General features: G+C 36.9%; 22 protein-coding genes. 15 read left to right on the top strand and 7 right to left on the bottom strand.

Going from position 1 to position 20809, the window contains the following annotated elements; all coding sequences use genetic code 11:
- Positions 1 to 21: 21 nt before the first annotated feature.
- On the bottom strand, positions 22 to 408 hold the full coding sequence (locus GH715_RS11270) for an ACT domain-containing protein (RefSeq protein WP_205601851.1): 387 nt from the start codon (positions 406 to 408) through the stop codon (positions 22 to 24).
- A 128-nt stretch (positions 409 to 536) separates the two neighbouring features.
- Between GH715_RS11270 and GH715_RS11265 the strand changes: the two genes are divergently transcribed.
- Positions 537 to 881 carry a DUF4260 domain-containing protein gene (locus GH715_RS11265; RefSeq protein WP_163578611.1) on the top strand — a complete coding sequence of 115 codons (345 nt, stop codon included), beginning with the start codon at positions 537 to 539 and terminating at the stop codon, positions 879 to 881.
- Positions 882 to 949: 68 nt separating this feature from the next.
- A complete protein-coding gene (locus GH715_RS11260; protein ID WP_153835573.1) occupies positions 950 to 1768 on the top strand; it encodes a polysaccharide deacetylase family protein in 819 nt (272 codons plus the stop codon).
- 228 nt (positions 1769 to 1996) lie between these two features.
- Here GH715_RS11260 and GH715_RS11255 read toward each other — a convergent pair whose 3' ends face one another.
- Positions 1997 to 2452 (bottom strand): DUF2188 domain-containing protein, encoded by a 456-nt coding sequence (locus GH715_RS11255; protein ID WP_153835574.1) that lies wholly within the window; start codon positions 2450 to 2452, stop codon positions 1997 to 1999.
- A gap of 25 nt (positions 2453 to 2477) precedes the next feature.
- The gene (locus GH715_RS11250) at positions 2478 to 2804 is read right to left on the bottom strand and encodes a four-helix bundle copper-binding protein (RefSeq protein ID WP_153835575.1); all 327 of its coding nucleotides are present in this window, start codon (positions 2802 to 2804) and stop codon (positions 2478 to 2480) included.
- 145 nt (positions 2805 to 2949) lie between these two features.
- Between GH715_RS11250 and GH715_RS11245 the strand changes: the two genes are divergently transcribed.
- The 10 genes from GH715_RS11245 to GH715_RS11200 all read left to right on the top strand — a co-directional run bounded on the left by GH715_RS11245 (position 2950) and on the right by GH715_RS11200 (position 12833).
- Positions 2950 to 3921: a sugar-binding protein gene (locus GH715_RS11245; protein WP_153835576.1), complete on the top strand. Its 972-nt coding sequence runs from the start codon at positions 2950 to 2952 to the stop codon at positions 3919 to 3921.
- Positions 3914 to 5323, top strand: coding sequence for a sensor histidine kinase (locus GH715_RS11240; RefSeq protein WP_153835577.1), 1410 nt, complete (start codon positions 3914 to 3916; stop codon positions 5321 to 5323). Before GH715_RS11245 ends, GH715_RS11240 begins: the two co-directional genes overlap by 8 nt.
- A 4-nt stretch (positions 5324 to 5327) precedes the next feature.
- On the top strand, positions 5328 to 6854 hold the full coding sequence (locus tag GH715_RS11235) for a response regulator transcription factor (protein ID WP_153835578.1): 1527 nt from the start codon (positions 5328 to 5330) through the stop codon (positions 6852 to 6854).
- Positions 6855 to 7192: 338 nt separating this feature from the next.
- Positions 7193 to 8596, top strand: coding sequence for a sugar porter family MFS transporter (locus tag GH715_RS11230; protein ID WP_153835579.1), 1404 nt, complete (start codon positions 7193 to 7195; stop codon positions 8594 to 8596).
- A 252-nt stretch (positions 8597 to 8848) separates the two neighbouring features.
- Positions 8849 to 9331 carry a small multi-drug export protein gene (locus GH715_RS11225; protein WP_153835580.1) on the top strand — a complete coding sequence of 161 codons (483 nt, stop codon included), beginning with the start codon at positions 8849 to 8851 and terminating at the stop codon, positions 9329 to 9331.
- Between the two features lie 17 nt (positions 9332 to 9348).
- Positions 9349 to 10125 carry a hypothetical protein gene (locus tag GH715_RS11220; RefSeq protein WP_153835581.1) on the top strand — a complete coding sequence of 259 codons (777 nt, stop codon included), beginning with the start codon at positions 9349 to 9351 and terminating at the stop codon, positions 10123 to 10125.
- Positions 10126 to 10142: 17 nt separating this feature from the next.
- Positions 10143 to 10544, top strand: a complete 402-nt coding sequence (locus GH715_RS11215; RefSeq protein ID WP_153835582.1) for a GntR family transcriptional regulator — start codon at positions 10143 to 10145, stop codon at positions 10542 to 10544.
- A complete protein-coding gene (locus GH715_RS11210) occupies positions 10541 to 11416 on the top strand; it encodes an ABC transporter ATP-binding protein (protein ID WP_153835583.1) in 876 nt (291 codons plus the stop codon). Before GH715_RS11215 ends, GH715_RS11210 begins: the two co-directional genes overlap by 4 nt.
- Positions 11417 to 11831: 415 nt before the next feature.
- A complete protein-coding gene (locus GH715_RS11205) occupies positions 11832 to 12161 on the top strand; it encodes a PadR family transcriptional regulator (protein ID WP_153835584.1) in 330 nt (109 codons plus the stop codon).
- The gene (locus GH715_RS11200) at positions 12162 to 12833 is read left to right on the top strand and encodes a DUF1129 family protein (RefSeq protein ID WP_153835585.1); all 672 of its coding nucleotides are present in this window, start codon (positions 12162 to 12164) and stop codon (positions 12831 to 12833) included.
- 68 nt (positions 12834 to 12901) lie between these two features.
- On the opposite strand, the gene GH715_RS21875 is transcribed toward GH715_RS11200, so the two are convergent.
- The 4 genes from GH715_RS21875 to GH715_RS11185 form a co-directional block, all read right to left on the bottom strand.
- The gene (locus tag GH715_RS21875) at positions 12902 to 13702 is read right to left on the bottom strand and encodes a CAP domain-containing protein (protein ID WP_153835586.1); all 801 of its coding nucleotides are present in this window, start codon (positions 13700 to 13702) and stop codon (positions 12902 to 12904) included.
- 415 nt (positions 13703 to 14117) lie between these two features.
- Positions 14118 to 14243 (bottom strand): hypothetical protein, encoded by a 126-nt coding sequence (locus tag GH715_RS21785; protein WP_018932177.1) that lies wholly within the window; start codon positions 14241 to 14243, stop codon positions 14118 to 14120.
- 114 nt (positions 14244 to 14357) lie between these two features.
- Positions 14358 to 15530 carry a TraB/GumN family protein gene (locus GH715_RS11190; protein ID WP_153835587.1) on the bottom strand — a complete coding sequence of 391 codons (1173 nt, stop codon included), beginning with the start codon at positions 15528 to 15530 and terminating at the stop codon, positions 14358 to 14360.
- A gap of 144 nt (positions 15531 to 15674) precedes the next feature.
- Positions 15675 to 16559 (bottom strand): TIGR01777 family oxidoreductase, encoded by an 885-nt coding sequence (locus tag GH715_RS11185; RefSeq protein ID WP_153835588.1) that lies wholly within the window; start codon positions 16557 to 16559, stop codon positions 15675 to 15677.
- 251 nt (positions 16560 to 16810) lie between these two features.
- On the opposite strand from GH715_RS11185, the gene GH715_RS11180 reads away from it, so the two are divergent.
- The 3 genes from GH715_RS11180 to GH715_RS11170 all read left to right on the top strand — a co-directional run bounded on the left by GH715_RS11180 (position 16811) and on the right by GH715_RS11170 (position 20421).
- Entirely contained in the window at positions 16811 to 18268 is a 1458-nt protein-coding gene (locus tag GH715_RS11180; RefSeq protein ID WP_153835589.1) for a nicotinate phosphoribosyltransferase, read from the top strand.
- A gap of 18 nt (positions 18269 to 18286) precedes the next feature.
- Positions 18287 to 19117, top strand: coding sequence for an ammonia-dependent NAD(+) synthetase (gene nadE, locus GH715_RS11175; RefSeq protein ID WP_153835590.1), 831 nt, complete (start codon positions 18287 to 18289; stop codon positions 19115 to 19117).
- A 317-nt stretch (positions 19118 to 19434) separates the two neighbouring features.
- Entirely contained in the window at positions 19435 to 20421 is a 987-nt protein-coding gene (locus GH715_RS11170; RefSeq protein ID WP_153835591.1) for a ring-cleaving dioxygenase, read from the top strand.
- Positions 20422 to 20809: the final 388 nt, after the last annotated feature.

Genomic DNA, 20809 nt, shown 5'->3' with positions numbered 1-20809 from the left:
AACCATGCTTTTATCAGTCAATTAATTACTCACGTGATGTCCAGCCTCAGTTAGCACTGCTGTCGCCTTTTCCAGCTTTTCTTCCTTTATTATAATATAATCCGTATTAAACGTAGACAGAGCAAAAATGCTAATTTCATGATTAGCAAGAGTGGTCGCTATGTTGGCTAATATACCTGTAAGCGCAAAATCAAGCACTCCCTCAATTTTTAAACAACGCCACCCATCTTCACGTTCGATAACGATACTCTCATCAAACGTTATGTTACTATTACAAACGATTGAGCACTCCTCTTTCGTATAGGAGACGGAAACTAGCTCATCAGTTTGCATTAGGTGAGTTGGAATGCTTTCTTGTGGTGCTAATTTAATAACAGAATACTGATTATGTAATATCGAAAAGTTCATTTGTTTTCCCCTTTTGTTTAGAAAATAGTGATCTAGTACTATTATAAGGCAAAATTAACGTAATTTTAATTATTCTTAATCATGACTTGTAGTAGAATGGTTGTAAGAAAAAAAGAAGGCGGTGTACTGTGAATAAATTATTGTTACATTTAGAAGGAGCGGCTGTTTTTGCGTTAAGTCTTTATGCATATTTTTATTTCTCATTTGGCTGGATATTGCTGATACTATTGTTATTAGCTCCAGATCTCGCGATGCTTGGATATCTAATTAATAACAAGATCGGTTCCGTTATTTATAACCTTTTTCATACGTATGTTCTTTCGCTTGCTGGTGTATTAATCGGATTCCTTTTTCATGATTTGTTATTGGCGATAAGTTTAATCTGGACAGCACATATTGGGATGGATCGAATGGTGGGCTATGGATTAAAGTATTCTAGTGGTTTTAAAGATACGCATTTCGATCGGGTCTAAATAGCAGATTTTTAGGTTAACATACGTTACAATAGAAATGGAAGCGGTTTAAAAAGGAGATGACTCAAATGCCAAAAGTGGTGATGACTTTTCCAAAAGGGAAATTCAAAGTATTAACGATGAGCTATGATGATGGGAAAGCGGCGGATAGACGTTTAGTCGATATCTTTAATCGTTATGGGCTTAAAGGATCTTTTCACTTGAATTCGGGCTTACTAGGAGAAGGAGACAGAATACCAGCAGAAGAAATAGTGTCCTTATATCAGGGACATGAAGTTTCAGCACATACAGTCACACACCCTACTATTGAACGTTCTCCGAAAGAACAGCTAGTAGAAGAAATACTGGAAGATCGAAAAAGGCTTGAAGAACTAGCAGGTTACCCGGTAAGGGGGCTATCCTATCCGAATGGTTCTTATAACTCTTTCATAAAAGAAGTATTGCCCTATTTAGGGATTGAATATGCAAGAACAGTAAATAGTACAGGCCACTTCAATATGCCAGATGATTTTCTCGAATGGAATCCGACGTGTCATCATAACCATAATCTTTTACAACTGGCGGAAGAGTTTGTTTCCTTACATAAAAAACAATATTTATATATGTTTTATGTGTGGGGACATAGCTATGAATTTGATCAGGATGATAATTGGGAGTTAATTGAACAGTTCTCCGAATTTATTGGAGGTAAAGAAGATATCTGGTATGCAACCAATATGGAAATTATTGATTATATCATGGCTTTTAGGAGATTGCATTTCTCAGCAAATAGCCAGTTTGTCTACAACCCATCAGCGCAATCGGTTTGGTTAATCGTTGATGAACGGATTGTAGAAGTACCTGGTGGTAAACAAGTGGGATTGATAAAGGAAGAGAGCTGGCAATAATAAGTCCGCTAGTTACGACTATTCAAGTACATTCATTATTAACTATCAAGGAAAAGGCTGACCAAAGTGTGTGAGATATCTCTGGTCAGCCTTCTTATATTAATTATTATCATTTTCGCTATTTTTTTGATTGCCTTTTGCATATTTTCCTTGGTTGTTGGCCATGAATGATTCACCCCTTTCTCTAGTTGTATTAATCTGATACCCGATACTAAAACGATTAAACTATTATTCTGAGAAAGTTACTTTTTCTTGAATGGAACCGTCTTTTTTATGGATTATAGCAGCGGTTCCTTTATTAGCGGCAATTTCCTTTGCTCTCTCGATAGCTTCCTGTTTATTGTTGAAAACATAAGAAGCTTGTTTGGCGTCTTGTACTTTTACAGCCCAGCTATTTTCATGAGGAATGACGTGCTCACCTTTTTTCAATAGCTCGGGTCTACTATTTTGTGCATCTTGATCGCGACTCCGAAGCTCTTCGTCACTCATTTGTTTGGCTTGTTGAATCTCTTGATCAGATGCGTTTTCATACCATTCCTTTGCCTGTTCGGTTGCAATCGGAATAGCCTGTCCTTCCTGGTATCCTTCATCGGTCATAGCGTTGGCGATATCAATCGCTTTTTTCCTGATGGGAGTTTCTAAGTTTTTTAATGAACTTGGATAATCACTTGTATCCCAAGGCATAAGTATCACTCCTCTTAATGGTAGGTTAGGAAACTTCTCTACAAGCTTTTGCACATTGGAAGCATGCATCCGCACATCTTTGGCAATGATCGTGATGATGTCTGTTACATTCCTCTCCACATGTTTGACAAATTTCTGCACAAATAGTAGCTAATTGCTTAATAAACGGGGAATTTCTTGTGATAGCTCCCTGTAAATAGCTGCAAATCTCAGCACATTCACGATCAAGTTGAATGCATTTCGTCATCATGTCGACATTTTCTTCTTTTAAGCACGCATTAAAACAATGGTTACATTTCGTCATGCAAATGTGTAAAGTATCGAGTAGTTTTTGGTACTTTTGATCAATCATGAAACTAACCTCCAATCGTAGTATGGTGCTTACATAATGTACGATTCCCATATTTAGGACGATTAAACTTAGATGCAGTTGGTTTTCGTTTCAGATTTGGTGTGCTATTATAATTCGTATCATCATTGGAACACAGGAGGGTGACATGAGAAATAGTAAGTTAATGAATATAATCCTTATTTCATGTTTTATGATAGCGGTAAGCTTTTCGATATACTTTTATATACAATCTAAAGCATTCCAATCCAAGATTACGGATGCGACTTCGAAAGAACAGGTGCCAACCTATCATTTTGCTCTAATTGGAGAAGAAATGGATCATGATTACTGGCGATTAGTTGGTGAAGGGGCAAAAGATATGGAGGAAAAATATGATGTGTTTATCGAGTATGAGGGGCCGAGACGTTCCAATCCAGAAGAACAACTGAAGCTTCTCGACATTGCGATGAAATCAAAAGTGGACGGCATTATTGTACAAGCGTTGAATGATGAATTTTTACCAGTGATTAATCAAGCAGTAGATCAGGGGATTCCAGTTATAACGATTGATACTGATGCACCGGAGAGTAAACGGTCAACTTATATCGGAACGGATAATTATGAAGCTGGAAAACTAGCTGGTAAGGCATTGCTTGAAGACACGGGTGGTGAAGCTACTGTAGGGATCATCACAGGTAGTTTTGAAAACGCTCATCATCAATTACGTGTCGAAGGATTTAGAGATGTTGTCGAACAAGAGCCAGGTATTGATATTGTTGCGGTTGAAGAGTCAAATATTACGAGAGTAGTTGCGGAAGAGAAGACGCATAATATGTTAAGTGATTATCCTGATATTACCGCGTTATATGGCACAAGTGCATTAGATGGGATTGGTATGGTTGCTGCTGCTGAATCGTTGGGAATAGAAGAATCTCTATATATGATTGCCTTCGATGTATTACCAGCGAATATTGCACTTTTGGAAGAGGGAAAAGTGGATGTATTAATTGGGCAAAAACCATATGAAATGGGAAATCGCAGTGTGGAGTTAATGCTGGACTTGATGAATAATCAAGAAGTACAGGATGTTTACCATACGAATGCATCTGTAGTTAGAAAAGAGGATATTGATGATTAGGATTAGAACAAAACTACTCATATACTTCGCTGCTATTCTGTTATTAGTGATTATTTTATTTTTCATTCGTGAACAAAGTGCGCAAAGAATTGTTGAATTACATGATGAACGTTCAGCTCATTATTTTTTATTAAATGAAATAACAAATAATACAGATCAAACCTATCAATCACTGCAAATTTATGTGCATGAGCCAACAGATGAAAACCTCCAATATTATGAGGAGGACAAGCAACAATTAAACGAATTACAAGAGCGGTTTGAGATAGCTGCTGAAGAAAGTATAGATAAGAAAAACTATGTCCATTTATTAACAAGCTTTTTAGAATTAACCGATTTAACTGCAGAAGGTGTAGCACAAGATGATATTGAGCAATATTCCTATTATTTGAATGAAGCAGATAATAGTGCAACTTATATTCATGAGAAAACCTTAGAATTAATTAATTCAGAACTTACTGTTTATCAGAACTTAATAGAACTGGAAGACCAGCGGGTTCAATATTCGAAAAATATGGGGACTGCTATTTTTATTTCAGTGATCATCCTTAGTATTTTGTTTGCCTTATGGTTCTCTAATGGCATTACAAGGGCGATTGAACGCCTAACTGGTGCTGCCAAGGAAATTTCACAGGGGAATTATACAGTAGAAGATGTCGTTGTGCCACAAAAGGATGAACTAAAAATTTTAACAGAAACATTTAATCAAATGAAATGGAATATCGTCGAGGCGATTCGGGAAATGAAGGAAAAAGCCCGGATGTCTCAATTGTTAAAGGAAATGGAATTGAAGAGCTTGCAAAATCAAATTAATCCTCATTTTCTATTTAACACATTAAATACGATCTCCAAAACATCGTATATTGAGGGAGCAGAACGAACCAGTGATTTAATCTCGTCTGTTTCGGCGTTGTTACGTTATAATATCGGTAGTTTAGATAGAGAAACCCATTTGAAAGATGAAGTAGAGATCGTGAAGGAATACTTTTTCATACAAAAAACGAGGTTCGGTGATAGGGTAACATTCGATCAGGATATTGAGGAAGAATGTTTACAAACCCCAATACCTTGCCTGACGTTACAGCCTATTATTGAAAATGCCTTCATGCATGGTATTGAGGAAATGGCAGATGGTGCAGAAATAACCCTTGCCATTTATCAAAAGGAAGAAAAAGTATGGATTGAAATAACCGATAACGGAGTAGGGATGGAGCAGGAAACGATTGATCGTTTATTAACAGCAGATGAGAATACAGAAACGAATAGAAAAGGGCATTCGACAGGGATTGGCATGAGAAATGTAATCGATCGCCTCAAGTTATTTGATAAAGAAAGTGAAGTGTCTATTCAATCAGTGGTCGGTAAAGGAACCAAAGTAACCATTAAGCTAAGAAAGGAGTGACAAAATGATAAAAGTTATGCTTGTAGATGATGAGGCAATTGAACGAGAAGGAATCCGGATGATTTTAGAACGAAACAGATCAAATGCTGAAATTATTGCAGAAGCAAAAAACGGCAAAGAAGCAGTTGAGCTTGCCACAACACATCGACCTGATATTATTTTAATGGACATTAAAATGCCAGAATTTGATGGTTTGGTAGCCATTGAACAAATTCTTCAGACATTACCGGAAACAAAATGTATCATGGTATCTGCATTTGATACGTTTCAATATGCTAAACGAGCCATGAAATTTGGCATAAAAGAATACCTGTTAAAGCCGAGTAAAGTATCAGAAGTATTAGAAGCTTACGATCGAATGGTTGCAGAACTATCTGAAAAAAATGAGCTAAATGAACGATTAGAACAAGCCAGTGCATTGGTAGAGATGGAATTTATCTTAACGTTAATGATGGATCATGTTCATGAGTTCAACGCCGAAGATTGGACGAAATGGCTAGATGTCGAGAATACAAAAGGCTTTGCTGCTGTATTTTCTTTTCAGTCAAAGGTGCTTAGACCTGCCCGTGAACAGAAAAGTAACTGGTATCGCACACTAAAAGACGGATTAACAAGGTTACCTTATGATGTTTTTGTAGGACCGCTGACAGGTTATCAAGTTCCAGTTTTCGTTAAGTATGGTGATTATCGAATGGATCAGTTTGCCAGAGATGTTATACAGGATATACAGCGTGAATTGCATGACTGTCAGCTCTGTGTTGGGGTAGGAGCAGTTATTACTGATTTACAGGATTTTTCCAGGTCCTATCAAGAAGCACTATATGCTTTAGAGCAAGTGCAAACCCACTCTGGCGCTAAATATCAAGTCTATACAGAACAAATGGCTGAAAAAAGAAAAGAACGGATCCATTTTGAGGAAGAGAAAGACTTACTAGAAGCCATTAAAAAAGGAGATAGTCAGCAGGGAACGTTGTTATTTGACGGCTATTTCCAATCGGTACAACAGAATGCAAGTTATCAGGTCCAAATCATCCAAAAGACAATCGAAAACTTTTTTATTATCTTAACAAGAATGATGAAAGAGCTAGGTCTGGATCGGAATATCCAAATGAGCTTTGATCAGTTTGAAACAGCGACACAGATCAGGGAAGCTGCTAAGGTTCACTTGCAAAGAGTAATGATGCAGATAAGTGAATGGCGTTCAACTGGAGTTCAAGGTCTGTTGATGCAGGCAAAGGAATATATTGAAGCCCATTATCAAAGAAATATAACATTGGAAGAAGTAGCTGAGACAGTGGGGTTAAGCTCTTATTACTTCAGTAAATTGTTTAAAGAGCATTTTCAATTTACTTTTGTTGAGTATGTGACACAAACCAGGCTGACAAAGGCAAAAGACTTATTATTAGATGAGCGAGTATCATTAAAAGAAATTGCTTTAACGGTTGGATATAAGGATCCTAATTATTTTAGTCGAGTATTTAAGAAAGAGACTGGACTGAGCCCGAGTGAATACCGTAAGCAATATTCTTAACAGTGGTCTGAGGGTCGCTCTCGAGAACAAAAGGGAGAGAAAAACACAAAAAAGTCTTCGAGAAACAGCGCGAAAAATGAAAGAAGAGAAATCATAAAAGTGACTTTTGTTTAAACTTGGCGATCAGCCAAGTTTTTCTTTTTCACAACATACAACAAAATAATCTAGCAAATAACAAAAAAGTGAAGATGATGACGCTCCCATGAAAGTGTATACATGATAAATTATAAATATCTTAAAGTTATAAACCTTTATTACGTAATGAAAGCGGATCAAAAAAGGTTCTAACTTAGCTAAAAAGAAAACGATATCAAATTTATCATAATGGGGGATTTATCATGGAAAAGAAACATTCACTTTGGTATGTTATTTTAATTGCAGCATCTGCTGGTATGGCAGGTCTTTTATACGGTTTTGATACCGCTGTTATTTCCGGTGCAATCGGATATTTGCAGGAGATATATAATTTAAGTCCAGCGATGGAAGGTTGGGTTATCTCATGTGTCATGGTTGGTGGTGTCACAGGGGTTGCATTATCCGGATTTTTAAGTGATCGTTGGGGACGTAAGAAGTTATTGATGATGTCTGCTATCTTTTTCATCATCTCAGCATTAGGTTCAGCTTTTGCGATAGATGTAACAACATTAGTACTAGCACGAATTTTAGGTGGTCTTGGAATCGGTTTTGCATCCGCTTTATCGGTTACTTACATCAGTGAATGTGCTCCGCCAGCAATTCGTGGACGATTAGGCTCGTTGTATCAGTTATTCACGATCTTCGGTATTTGTGCCACTTTCTATATTAATTACTTTGTAGCAAATAGTGGCACACATGAATGGGGATTAGAACTAGGCTGGCGCTGGATGTTAGGATATGGAACAATTCCAGGGATCATATTCTTATTCCTTTTATTCTTTATTCCAGAGAGTCCAAGATATCTTATTCAAAAAGGAAAAGATAAAGAGGCATTTCATATTCTAAAACGAATTAATGGTGATGAAGTTGCCAAGAAAGAAGCAAAAGAGATCAAAGCCTCTATCGAAGTGGAACAAAGCAGTTCTGTAAAAGAACTTGTAAAGCCTGGATTAAGAATGGCAATGGGTGTCGGTATTTTCCTTGCCCTATTCAACCAAGTAATCGGTATGAATGCAGTAACTTACTATGGTCCGGATATTTTCCGTAGTGTCGGTTTTGAAAACAATACAGAGTTTTTAGCGACAAGTATTATTGGTAGTGTACAAGTTGTCTTTACAATTCTGGCAATCTTTTTAATAGATAAGCTCGGTAGAAAGAAATTGATGGCAATTGGTTCTAGTTTAATGGCAATTTTCATGCTCTTAATTGGAAGTGTCTTCTACTTTGAACCAGCAAGTTCAGGCGTCTTATTGATTATCTTAATTGCAGGTTTCACCGCTTCCTTCTGTGTGTCGATGGGACCTATTCCGTGGATTATGATTCCAGAGATTTTCCCGAACCACTTACGGGCAAAAGCAGTAGGGATCGCAACCATCTTCTTATGGGGAGCTAACTGGGCAATTGGTCAATTTACACCAGTACTCATTAATAATATGGGTAGCTCATTTACATTCTGGATGTTCGCTGTCATCAACGTTATCTGCTTCATCTTCGTGATGACAATTGTTCCAGAAACAAAGAACAAAACATTGGAAGAGATCGGTCAACTGTGGAAATCAAACAAACAAGTGGAAAAAGAAGAGAAAGTACAAGAAGAAATGGCATAGACTATGGAGTAAGCTGATCTGAGGTTATTAAATACCTCTGGTCAGCTTTTTTTGTTAAATGCAAAGAAAGTATAAAAATTGGATGCCTGTCTAGCTCCGAGCGCGCAGAAACTAGGCGGGCGCTTTTCTTATATGTTATGTAATAAACAAATCTCCCAAAAAGCAGAGATAATAAAAAAGGTCTTGACTGGAAATAAATATTGTTATACTGTATATATTAATATAAACACTATAACAATTTGAGGTGAAAAAATGGAATTCATGGAATTGATTTGGGCTTATATCTTGGTTTTCTTATTGGCAGCGATACCTTTTGTGGAAGCTGTATATCTTACACCGATAGCGGTAGTGGCAGGACTATCACCTGTTCCAACCTTTATATTGGCTGTATTAGGGAATCTTATAACTGTTTATTTTGTTATTCTATTTATTAACAAAATAAAACAGTGGAGGAGGAAAAAGAAGCAACAATCTAATAAAAAAGCTACGAAAGCTGAAAACATTTGGAAAAAATATGGACTCCCAGGTCTGACGCTAATTGGTCCATTCTTGATTGGGAGTCATCTTAGTGCGTTTTTATGTTTAGTTTTCGGAGGAACCAAGAGACAAGTAACAGTATGGATGACAATAAGTATTGTTGGTTGGAGTTTATTATTAGGAATACTAGCAGCATTAGGATTTGAATTTATGAATGTAGAAAATCCATTTATCGAAAGATTTTTCGAAGAGCAATAAGTGAGGTGGATATTAAGATGTGGAAAGATTCTTGGTGGATAGCAAAAAAAGAATTAAAGATGCAAATTCCTGGAATCATTTTGACTTTGCTGTTCACGATTTTTATCGGAATAATTATTACACCAACTTTTTACTTAAATATAATTAATTTATTTGAAGATGCGGATATATATGGTAGTCGGCTAGTTTTTGATGGCTATACTGTTTATATTGATAGTATTCTTGTTGATGCAATTTTCCTTGGGTTTACCCCATGTTTGTCAGCGCTTTTTATGTGGGGCCCATATGTAAGCCTTCGAGCGATTAAAGAAGATCCATTTGGAAAAAGATTGGCCGTTTATCGTTCCTTACCTGTATCAACGGAGGTACTGACGTTAAGCCGAATATTATTTATGCTCGTTATATTTGTACTGTTTTCGCTAGCGTTCTATTTAACGATAACGTTTAGTGTGCCAAATTCGATTTTCATTCACCTTGAGTATCATCAATTCCTAGCTTTCGTTTTATTTTGGATTGGTTATGCATTAGTAATAGGTAGTTTAAACCCGTATATTGAATCTGGTACAAATGGAAAAGTGTTATATATTTATTCATTTATCTTGATGGTTTGTTTAATTCTTGTTTTATTTCTTGTCCATCAAGTCTGGAATACGAGTATTGTAAATGCGACCATTTTACTTCTGACAAGAGCGCCTGTTATTCCTGTTATTATTTCCCTTACCTGTGGTATATTGGGAGTTATCACAATGGCGAAGTTATTAAATAAAAGACTCTTGGAAAGAGATTATCTGTAGATGGAAGGTGAGTGTGAATGAAGCTACCAATCGTAGTATCAGATGATAGTAAAGAACCTATTTACTATCAAATTGAACTACAAATTAAAAGACTAATTGTTAGTGGGCAACTGCAGGCAGGTGCGGCACTACCTTCCATTCGGGCTTTATCACATGACTTATCTTGTAGTGTTATTACAACCAGAAGAGCATATCAAGATCTTGAGAACAAGGGATTTATCGAAACAGTGCAAGGGAAAGGAACTTTTGTAAAGGCGTTGGGGTCGAATACCCAGGATCAAATAAAAGAAGAGATTGTCTATTCCATATTGAAGAAAGCGCTCGAAGAAAGTAAATGGATGGGCTATTCACTCACACAGCTAAGAGGAATATGTGATAAAGTAATTGATGATCTTGAGAGAGGAGATGATCGTTCATGAACTTTGCAGTTGAGATTCAATCATTAGTAAAAACATATAATAATTTTAAACTGGGCCCACTTGATCTAAAAGTGGAGAAAGGTATGGTTATTGGATTACTAGGATCGAATGGATCAGGGAAAAGTACGTTATTACAGACGATCATGAAGTTAAGAAATCCTGACAATGGGAGTATTCAAGTACTAGGAATGGATATAAATCAACATGAAGTGCAAGTCAAAGAGCGGATTGGATTTGCAGGTGGGGGATTATATGAGGCGTTTAAACAATTAACGGTTGATGGACTGGCTGAACTTGTTGGACATTGGTATCGTAATTGGGATCAGCAATATTATACTTTGTTGACTGAACGGTATCATATAAATCGGAAAGAGAAATTCGCTCATTGTTCCATGGGGACAAAGAAAAAAGTAGAATTTGTTTTAGCAATGGCGCATCATCCCGAGCTTTTAATATTAGATGAACCAACAGCTAGTGTAGATTTGATATCCCAACAACGAATGCGCGAAGATTTATCACAGTTTATGGAGGATGGTGATCACACCATTGTCATGGCTACTCATTTGCAGGAGGAAGTCAAGCAATTGTGCGATTATATTTGTTTATTAGATAATGGTGAGATCAAAGATATGTTTGAAAAGGATGAGATCCAAAATCGCTGGGCAAGACTATGGTTATCCGATTTGCCGGATCATTTCCAAGATGACATTAGGGTCTGGCAAATAGAAGAGAGCCCAACTCAAATTGTAACCAACCAACTTGTAGAATTAGAAAAAGAATTGCAACAACAGCAAATAGAGATTAACCAAGTAAAACGTCTTGAATTACATGAGATTCTAGAATATATTTTACAACCTTCATCAAACTCCTGAGATACTTTTCAGGAGTTTTTTCTTGCTAAAGAACTGGAAGGTATATATAATATAACTATATTGTATAACAAGATACTAAATCTTGTTCTTATTTATTTATAAGGAAAGTATATAATAAGCGGCATGATAGTGTTTTATATCATAGGTGGTCATTTGGAAATGATATGTAGACGGAAAGCATCGCTCCGGCTGCCCGCTTCCCTTTCCGTGGGGTTTTACCTTCAGCTAACTTTTCCAAGCAAAAACCGCTTGAAAAAGTGGATGTTCAGGTAAAACAGTTCCCACAGGAGTTGAAGCGGGATAGCCGCAGCGGTTGTTACACCTATTATTCATGTCAAAATAACTACTTTGGACAGGAGGGGCTTTCCCGGTTTTTCTTAACTTCAGTAACTTGCAATACAAGGTAGGTGATGAGATGGCAATCAGAAGTCAATTATTGAAAGGAATATTAGAAGGGTGTATTTTGGCTATTATTTCCAAGGAGACCGTTTATGGATATGAATTAGCCATGAAATTGCAAGACCAGGGTTTAGATGTTAGTGAAGGTTCCATTTATCCCATATTACTACGGCTGCAAAAAGAAAAGCTCATTCAAGGAGAAATGAGAAAATCACCTAGTGGGCCCAATCGTAAGTATTACACATTGACAGACTCAGGAGAAGAGTCATTAGAGACTTTTCGAAAAAATTGGGAATATCTAAAAAAACCAGTTGATCAATTATTAAGTGATAAGGAGGAAATCTAAATGCAAAGCTTAATTGCAGAGAATAATGAAAAAAGAAAGCTGCTGAACAAAGAAAATAAGAAAATATATGAAGATATGCTGATGTATGTTCGTCTGTCTTATAAGAAGTCAGAAGCTGAAACGGAAGAGGTATTAATGGAACTGCTGGATCATTTGCTAATATTACAACATGAAGGGAAAGATGCTTCTGAGTTGTTTGGTACAGATCCAAAACAGTATGCAGATGAAATAGTTGGTGAATTGCCACAAGTCATTACGAAGAAAGTAATCATGCTCTTTTTTATGGGGGTGTTTTATTTTCTAGGTGTAGCAACATTTGTTAATGGTTTAGTTAGTTCAATTCTTTCTTATGGATTTGGCCAATTGGAATCGAATGAAACGTATTATATCGGAACCTTGTCTGTTAATACGCTATTATCATTAGGGATTGCATTTCTTGTCGTTTGTGGTGTTATCCGATATATTATTTGGACTTGTTTTAAAAATGTATCAAAGGTCTTTGAACTCTTGGTTACGGGGATAGTCTTTGGGACTTTGCCATTTTGTATTTTTCTGGCATTGTTCTACTTTATGCCATCTTTTGGACCGTCCATAACAATCGAGTTATACTGGCTCATCCTAATCGGTATTTGCTTCTATCTGTTAGGGAATGTGTTTAAGAGAAAAGCTTAAATAGAAGAACACCTAGAGAAATACATATTCTCTAGGTGTTTGCAGATTCGGGAAAAGATCCCCGTTACTTATTTACCAATAAATTGTTGTGTCCAATGATTCCCTTGTTCGACATATCCAACTCCGATATGAGTAAAGTTTTCATTTAAGATGTTTGCTCTGTGGCCTTCACTATTCATCCAAGCATTTACTACTTCTTCTGGTGTTTGTTGACCCTTAGCAATATTCTCACCAGCAGTGCGGTAATCGATACCTGCTTGTTGGATCATATCAAAAGGAGATCCGTAAGTCGGACTGTTATGGCTGAAGTAACCATTTGTAGCCATGTCTTCTGATTTTTGTTTAGCTACTTTGCTTAACTCTGCATCGATTTCCAATGCTGGCAATCCTTGTTTTTGACGCTCTTCATTTGTTAATGCAACAACTTCTTGTTCAAATTCGCTAATATCAGCGTCTTGATTATTTTCTGTTGTTTGTTCTTGCTCTTCTGTATTTTCTTGAGCATTATCTTCTTTAACAGATGTTTCTTGTTGTGTTTCTTCTTGCTCAACTGGTACTTCTACTGGTGCTTCATTTTCGTTATTATTTTCTGGTTGCTCTTCAGCAGGTGTTTGCTCTTTTTCTGGTTGTTCCGCTTCTTTTTGATTTTCGTTTTGCTCTGGCTGTTTCTCTACTTCAACATTGGCATTACCGAAACATTTCTCTATTAGCTCTTGTATAGTAGATTCAGAGAATTTCTCTGTTGAAACATATTGAAAATTATTACTTTGCACATGTTGCTTAGCATACAATGTTGAATTAGATGAAAAACCTGCTGTCATTACTAGCGCTCCAATTAGTAGAAGCGTCATTGATAGTTTCTTTATCATAAAGTGATCCACTCCTTGTTCTTTGTTGTACGATTACATCATAGCATGGATTTTTTGTAATAATTTTGGATTACTTTACCAATATTTAAAAGCGATAATGGAATTAGTTGATCAAGCCGTTTTATTAAAAGGTATCAGGAAAAAAAAGGTGAAAATAGAAAAATATAATCAAAAAATGCTATTGACAAGTTTGGGGAACACGAATATTATGACATATTGTTACTGATTCATTGCATATATGACAAACTTCGCAAAAATAGAACAAGCGGCCGTTAAGAATATGGAGCGGCATTATAAAAGCCGGAAATTGTGAATAATATTCGTTTACATATCATACATATTTCTTGTATAATGAAAGTAGAATATGGAGTGAGTGCGAGGAATAATCCTCACACTCGTGTGGCTTTTACTCGGATCATCGCTTGGCAGAGCGGTGATCCTTTTTCTTATGCCTTTTAAAGTTCATGATCGCCGTTACTAAATTAATACAAGCAACCATGATACCTACAGCTAACCCAATAATAGTTAGCACCACTTCCATATTCCACACCCCCTTTCTATGTAGAGGGTTGTCTATAGTATACCACAAAATCGAACGTGTGTTCTAGTCATAACGAAAAAAATTGGACTTTTCGTAAAGAAAAGTCCTTTTTACCTATAAATTATTAATAAATAATCGAACAATATCTGTCCCTGCAATAATGGTTCCTAGTGTACTACCAAGGTTGGCGAAAACTATAATCAGCAATATTCTAGTAACTTTATTGTTCCAAAACCCTTTTACCGTGTGAACATCATCAGTTAAAGCTTCAAAATCGGATACGTGAGGCTTTTTCACTAGCGCTTGTACAAACCCTGCAAACCATCCGGCAGCTATTAAGGGATTAAGAGATGTAATCGGCGCAGCAATTAATGCGGTTAAAATCGATAAAGGATGACCGAACGCCAAGGCTACACCCAATGCGGAAAAGCCTCCGTTCCAAAGTAACCAACTGACTACTTGCTGCCAACCTGCTACAGGATTGGACCAAAAGGTATATGCAATTAACGCAATAATAATTAAGGGAATGGACCATCCAATAATCTTTGGTACATTCGACTTTGGAGGTAATTTCGTTAATTTTTTTAGGTCGTGGTTATTTTGAATTTCCTTTGTAATTCCTGGTACATGGGCAGCTCCTAAAACTGCCACGATTTTCTCACCAGGTGCTTTTTTTATTTTTTGTGCTAAATATTGGTCTCGTTCATCAATTAATGGTTTTTTTAGGCGTGGAAAAGCTTCCGAAAACTCACGTAACACACTATCAATCGAGTCTTGTGTTTTCATTTTTTCCAGTTCTTCTTCCGAGATTGATTCTTTAGAGAAAACGCCAGCTAATACTTGTGTTAAAAGCATCATTTTCCCCTTTAAACCAATACTTCGCCAAATGCGTGCGAAGGTGATTTGGATATTTCGATCAGCTAACACTAATTCTGCACCTATTTCATCGGCTGATTCAATTCCTTGAATCATCTCTTGTCCAGGATTAATACCAAATTGTTTCGCCATCCGTTTTTGAAAAGAGGATATAGCTAGATTCATCAGTAATAAAGTAGCTTTTTTTTCTTTTATTACTTGGAATATATCCATGTCACGCCAGCTACTGCCTTTGACGATGGATTGATAACGCTGTTTATCCAATTCGACACAGATGGAATCAGGCTGTTCCTGTTCAATTACTTGTTTAACCTGCTCTGCACTTTGCTTTGATACGTGAGCAGTTCCAATTAATATGTATTCTTTTCCGTCTAATTCAATTCTCGTAATATTTTCATTATGATCCGTCATGCACGATTCCTACCTTTTAAAGTGAGACTTCCCTTAGTAGGGGATTGCCCCCAATAAGGGTTAGCGAAACTAAACGACTATTTCTAGTATAGCGGATTATTAGCAAAAAACATACTAACAATGCTGATATTTCTAAAATAACCTTTACAGTATGTCTGCTAATGTTTGTTCAATTGTTGGAAAACGGAAGGTATAACCGGCATCTAGTAATCTTTTTGGTATAACCCATCTGCTTTTTAAGATTAATTCCGTTTCTGTTCGTAGAAAAAACGAACCTAATTCTAACAAAGGAGCTGGTGCTGATAAACCAACAGGTCGGTTCAACTGCTCCCGTAATACTCTCATTAAATGATAGTTAGGAATCGGATTAGGAGATGAGCAATTAAATACTCCTTCCAATTCTTCATGCTTGTTCAAAAATACAATAATTTGAAATAGGTCTTCAACATGAATCCAACTGAACATTTGCTTACCATTTCCTTGAATGCCACCGAGGCCAAATTTCACTAAGTTTTTATAAGGTGTAATAACACCGCCATCAGGGCCTAATACAATCGCGATTCTTAATGCTACCTGCCGTGTTTGGGGTGTGGTGAAATGGAAAAAAGTATTTTCCCATTTCGTTGCAACATCAACAGAGAAGCCTGTTCCGATTTCACCATCTGTTTCTGTCATCGGCCGATCTTCTGCATGCCGATAAATCGTAGCCGTACTAGCATTGACCCAAAGTCTCGGAGGATTTTCACAAGCTGTTACGGCATCTCCTAACAATTTCGTAGTACCTGTTCGAGATTGAAGAATCTCTTTTTTGTTCTGTTCATGATAACGGCAATTTACGGATTTTCCTGCTAAATTAATAACCATTTCAGCATTTTCTAAAGCATCAACCATGCTCTCATGATCATTCCATGTAATAGCAGGCGATTTCCTTGCAATTAGGATTACTTTATATCCGAGTGCTTCGAACTTCTGTTGGAAATACTGGCCGATAAATCCTGTTCCACCTGCAAGTACTACTTTATTTGTCATCTAACTCCTCCTATGTACTCATTTTCTCCATCATACCAAATTGGTCAGTATTGTAAAATTCTTCTGACAACTGTTCATCGTTTTGTTATAATTAACAGTTAAATAGGTTCTTTAATAAGTATTCTTTTTTACATAAGTGTATGGAAGGGTTAAACTATAGGTAAAGAAGATGATGACAACTATTGCATATAAGAGTGAAAGACTGAACATACTTGGGAAGCAAGAGTAACAGAATTTGGAGGAGAACAACAATGACGTATGAAGACGATAGCTTGATGCTACACACTGACCTGTATCAAGTCAATATGGCAGAAACTTATTGGCGTGATGGCAAAGCAAATCAAAAAGCCGTATTTGAATTGTATTTTCGCAAACTTCCTTTTGATAATGGCTATGCTGTTTTTGCCGGATTAGATCGTGTATTAGATTTTATTGAGAATTTCGGTTTTACGGAAAGTGATTTAACCTACTTAAAAGAAATTGGTGGATATGAAGAGGATTTTCTTGATTATTTACGAAATATGAAGTTTTCAGGTACGATACGGTCGATGAAAGAAGGGGAGATTGTCTTTGCCAATGAACCATTAATGCGAATCGAAGCACCTTTAGCAGAGGCGCAATTAATAGAAACACCTTTGCTTAACATTGTGAATTACCAAACATTGATCGCAACAAAAGCTGCCCGGATTAAACATGTGGTAGGCGACAGTACCGTAATGGAATTTGGAACAAGACGTGCTCATGAGATGGATGCTGCCATTTGGGGAACAAGAGCTGCGTATATCGGTGGTTTTTCTGCTACAAGTAACGTCCGAGCTGGAAAGCTGTTCGGGATACCGATTGCCGGAACCCATGCTCATTCAATGGTGCAGGCTTATCGAGATGATTATACTGCCTTCAAAAAATATGCCAGCACACATAAAAACTGTGTCTTTCTCGTTGATACTTATGATACATTACGATCTGGCGTCCCGAATGCCATTCGTGTTGCGAAAGAATTTGGTGATCAAATAAAATTCCAAGGTATTCGTTTAGATAGTGGGGATATGGCCTATTTATCTAAAAAAGCGAGAAAAATGTTAGATGATGCAGGATTTCCTGATGCTCAAATTATTGCATCCAACGATTTAGATGAATATACGATACTAAACCTGCAGGCACAAGGCGCACAAATCGATATTTATGGTATTGGTACTAAGTTGATTACGGCTTATGATCAAGCAGCATTAGGTGGCGTATATAAATTAGTAGCTATTGAAGAAGATGGTGAAATGATTGATACGATTAAGATTTCTGCTAACCCGGAAAAAGTTACAACGCCAGGAAGTAAGAAGGTCTACCGGATCATTAATAATGAAAATCGTCATTCAGAAGGAGACTATATCGCATTAGAGCATGAGAATCCACAAGCAGAAGAGCGTTTGAAAATGTTCCATCCAGTGCATACCTATATTAGTAAGTTTGTAACAAATTTTACAGCTGTGGATCTACATGAGGATGTTGTTGTAAATGGCAACATTAACTATCAAAGCCCATCCTTAGAGGAGATCCAGAATTACACAGCTAGCAATATGAAGCTTTTATGGGAAGAGTACAAACGAACAATGAAACCGGAAGAGTATCCAGTTGATTTAAGTGAAGCATGTTGGGAGAATAAAATGAACTTGATTCGCGACATTAAGGCAAAAGTAAAGCAGAAGGTTGAATAACAGAAAGGGGACATATATATGCGTTCTTTACAAAAAGAAATTATTGAAACTTTAAAAGTGCAACCGGAGATCGATCTACAAGAAGAATTTCGTCGTAGTGTCGACTTTGTCAAAGGGTATTTAACAAAACATTCTTTTCTGAAAAGTGCTGTATTAGGAATTTCTGGTGGTCAAGACTCAACATTAACAGGATACATCTGCCAAACAGCCATTAATGAATTGAATGAAGAGCTAGGTGAAGAAAAATATGAATTTATCGCAGTCCGTCTACCATACGGAGAGCAAGCAGATGAAGACGATTGTCTCGTTGCTCTTGATTTTATTAAGCCTAGTCGAACGGTCCGTGTGAATATCAAGGCGGCTGTTGATGCCAGTGAAGCTGCAGTTGAGAAGGAAATCGGCGATATTAGTGAGTTTGTCAAAGGAAATACCAAAGCACGTGAACGTATGAAAGTGCAATATGATATTGCGGCTGCATGTAATGGCGTTGTCGTTGGTACGGATCATGCTGCAGAAGCAGTCACTGGTTTCTTTACGAAATATGGTGATGGAGCAGCAGATATTTTACCATTATATCGCTTAAATAAGCGCCAAGGAAAAGCAATTCTTAAAATGCTCGGTTGTCCAGAGCGTCTATATGAGAAAACGCCTACTGCAGATTTAGAAACGGACCGTCCGCAATTACCGGATGAAGAAGCTTTAGGTGTGACGTACGACGCAATAGATGACTATTTAGAAGGAAAACAAGTGTCAGATAAAGATGCAGAAACAATTGAAAACTGGTTCTTAAAAACACGTCATAAACGGGAAGAACCTGTTACAGTATTTGATGATTGGTGGAAAAGTTAAACAGTGAACCGCTTATAGAGAGGGGAAAGTGGACATCTGTTCCGTTATTTGTGACAAAACTGCAATTTTGAGAAGGTTCGCGGACATTCATTCCGCTATTTGGAAATATTGGCTGTAAATTCCGAGCTTTTTGCCTAAATAGCGGAACAGATGTCCGAAGGCACTCCCCAAATACGGATTTCACCCAAATTAACGGAATAAATGTCCGCTCCAAGCTAAAGCTAATTGTGAAGTATTATTAATTGATTTTCCCAATTCTCTCTGTTATATTTATCTCGAATTCGAAACAATATTCCCTAATTATAGGAGATGATAATATGAACAGCTTGAAAGGTATTCATCACGTAACAGCTATAACAAGTAGTGCAGAAGAGAATTATAAATTTTTCACGTATGTATTAGGTATGAGATTAGTCAAGAAAACTGTTAACCAGGATGACATACAAACTTATCACTTGTTTTTCGCAGATGATAAAGGTAGTCCAGGGACAGATATGACTTTCTTTGACTTTCCTGGTATCCCAAAAGGTTCCCATGGTACAAATGAAATCTATCGTACAGCTTTTCGTGTTCCTTCTGATGCTGCCCTTGATTACTGGGTAAAACGGTTTGATAAGCTAGAGGTAAAACATGATGGCATTAAAGAACAATTCGGTAAAAAAGTAATTAATTTTGTTGATTTTGATGATCAGCAATACCAGTTAATTTCAGACGAAAATAATGAAGGAGTTGCATCTGGTACTCCATGGCAAGGTGGTCCTATTCCATTAGAGTATGCGATCACTGGCTTAGGTCCGATTTTTGTTCGTATTCAAGATTATAAATATTTCAAGCAAGTCATGGAAAAAGTCTTGCTGTTTTCCGAAATAGATCAGGAAGGTTCTTCTCACTTATTTGAAGTGGGTGAAGGCGGAAATGGAGCACAGGTGATTGTGGAAGAGAATGTTGTCTTACCTATGGCGCGTCAAGGTTATGGAACCGTACATCATGCTGCATTCCGGATTGATGATCTTGAAACATTACACGAATGGGATGAGCATTACCGCCGATTTGGTTTTCAGACCTCCGGATATGTCGATCGTTTCTTCTTTAAATCATTATATGCAAGGGTCGCACCCCAGATATTATTCGAATTAGCTACTGACGGTCCAGGTTTTATGGGAGATGAACCATATGAAACATTAGGTGAAAAGCTATCTTTACCACCATTTTTAGAAGATAAACGGGAAGAAATTGAAGGAATGGTGCGCCACATTGATACGGTAAGAAGTACGAAACAAATAGAAAAAGAATATATAGAATAAAATTTGGCCAAGTACTCGTACTTGGCTTTTTTATATGGTAAGAAAGTATAAATTTTGAGCAGATGTCTAGCTCCGAGCGCCCAGAAACTAGGCGACTTCACGAATTGCCCTACGATAAGTCATCATCGGTTCGTAAACTCACCGTGATTCCTTTATCTCAGTTAATTCGTTCCAGTCGCTACGTTTCTAAGCGGGCGCTCTGCGCTTTTCTTATATGGGAAAACAAAACGTCATTACTCTTTAATATTTGCCCTTTTTTAGGAAAATTCATCATAATTTTACAACAATTTATTACTTGCTTAATATTCGACATTTATCATTGAAGAAGTAGATGTTTATTTTTTAAAATTGGAACTGTAAAAAATTCTATGAAAACTAAGTGAAACAG

Origin of the sequence: Gracilibacillus thailandensis (assembly GCF_010994055.1) — a bacterium.
GTDB lineage: Bacteria > Bacillota > Bacilli > Bacillales > Amphibacillaceae > Gracilibacillus > Gracilibacillus lacisalsi.
Note: the sequence above shows the minus strand (reverse complement) of the source record. Positions and strands in the feature narration are given on the sequence as shown.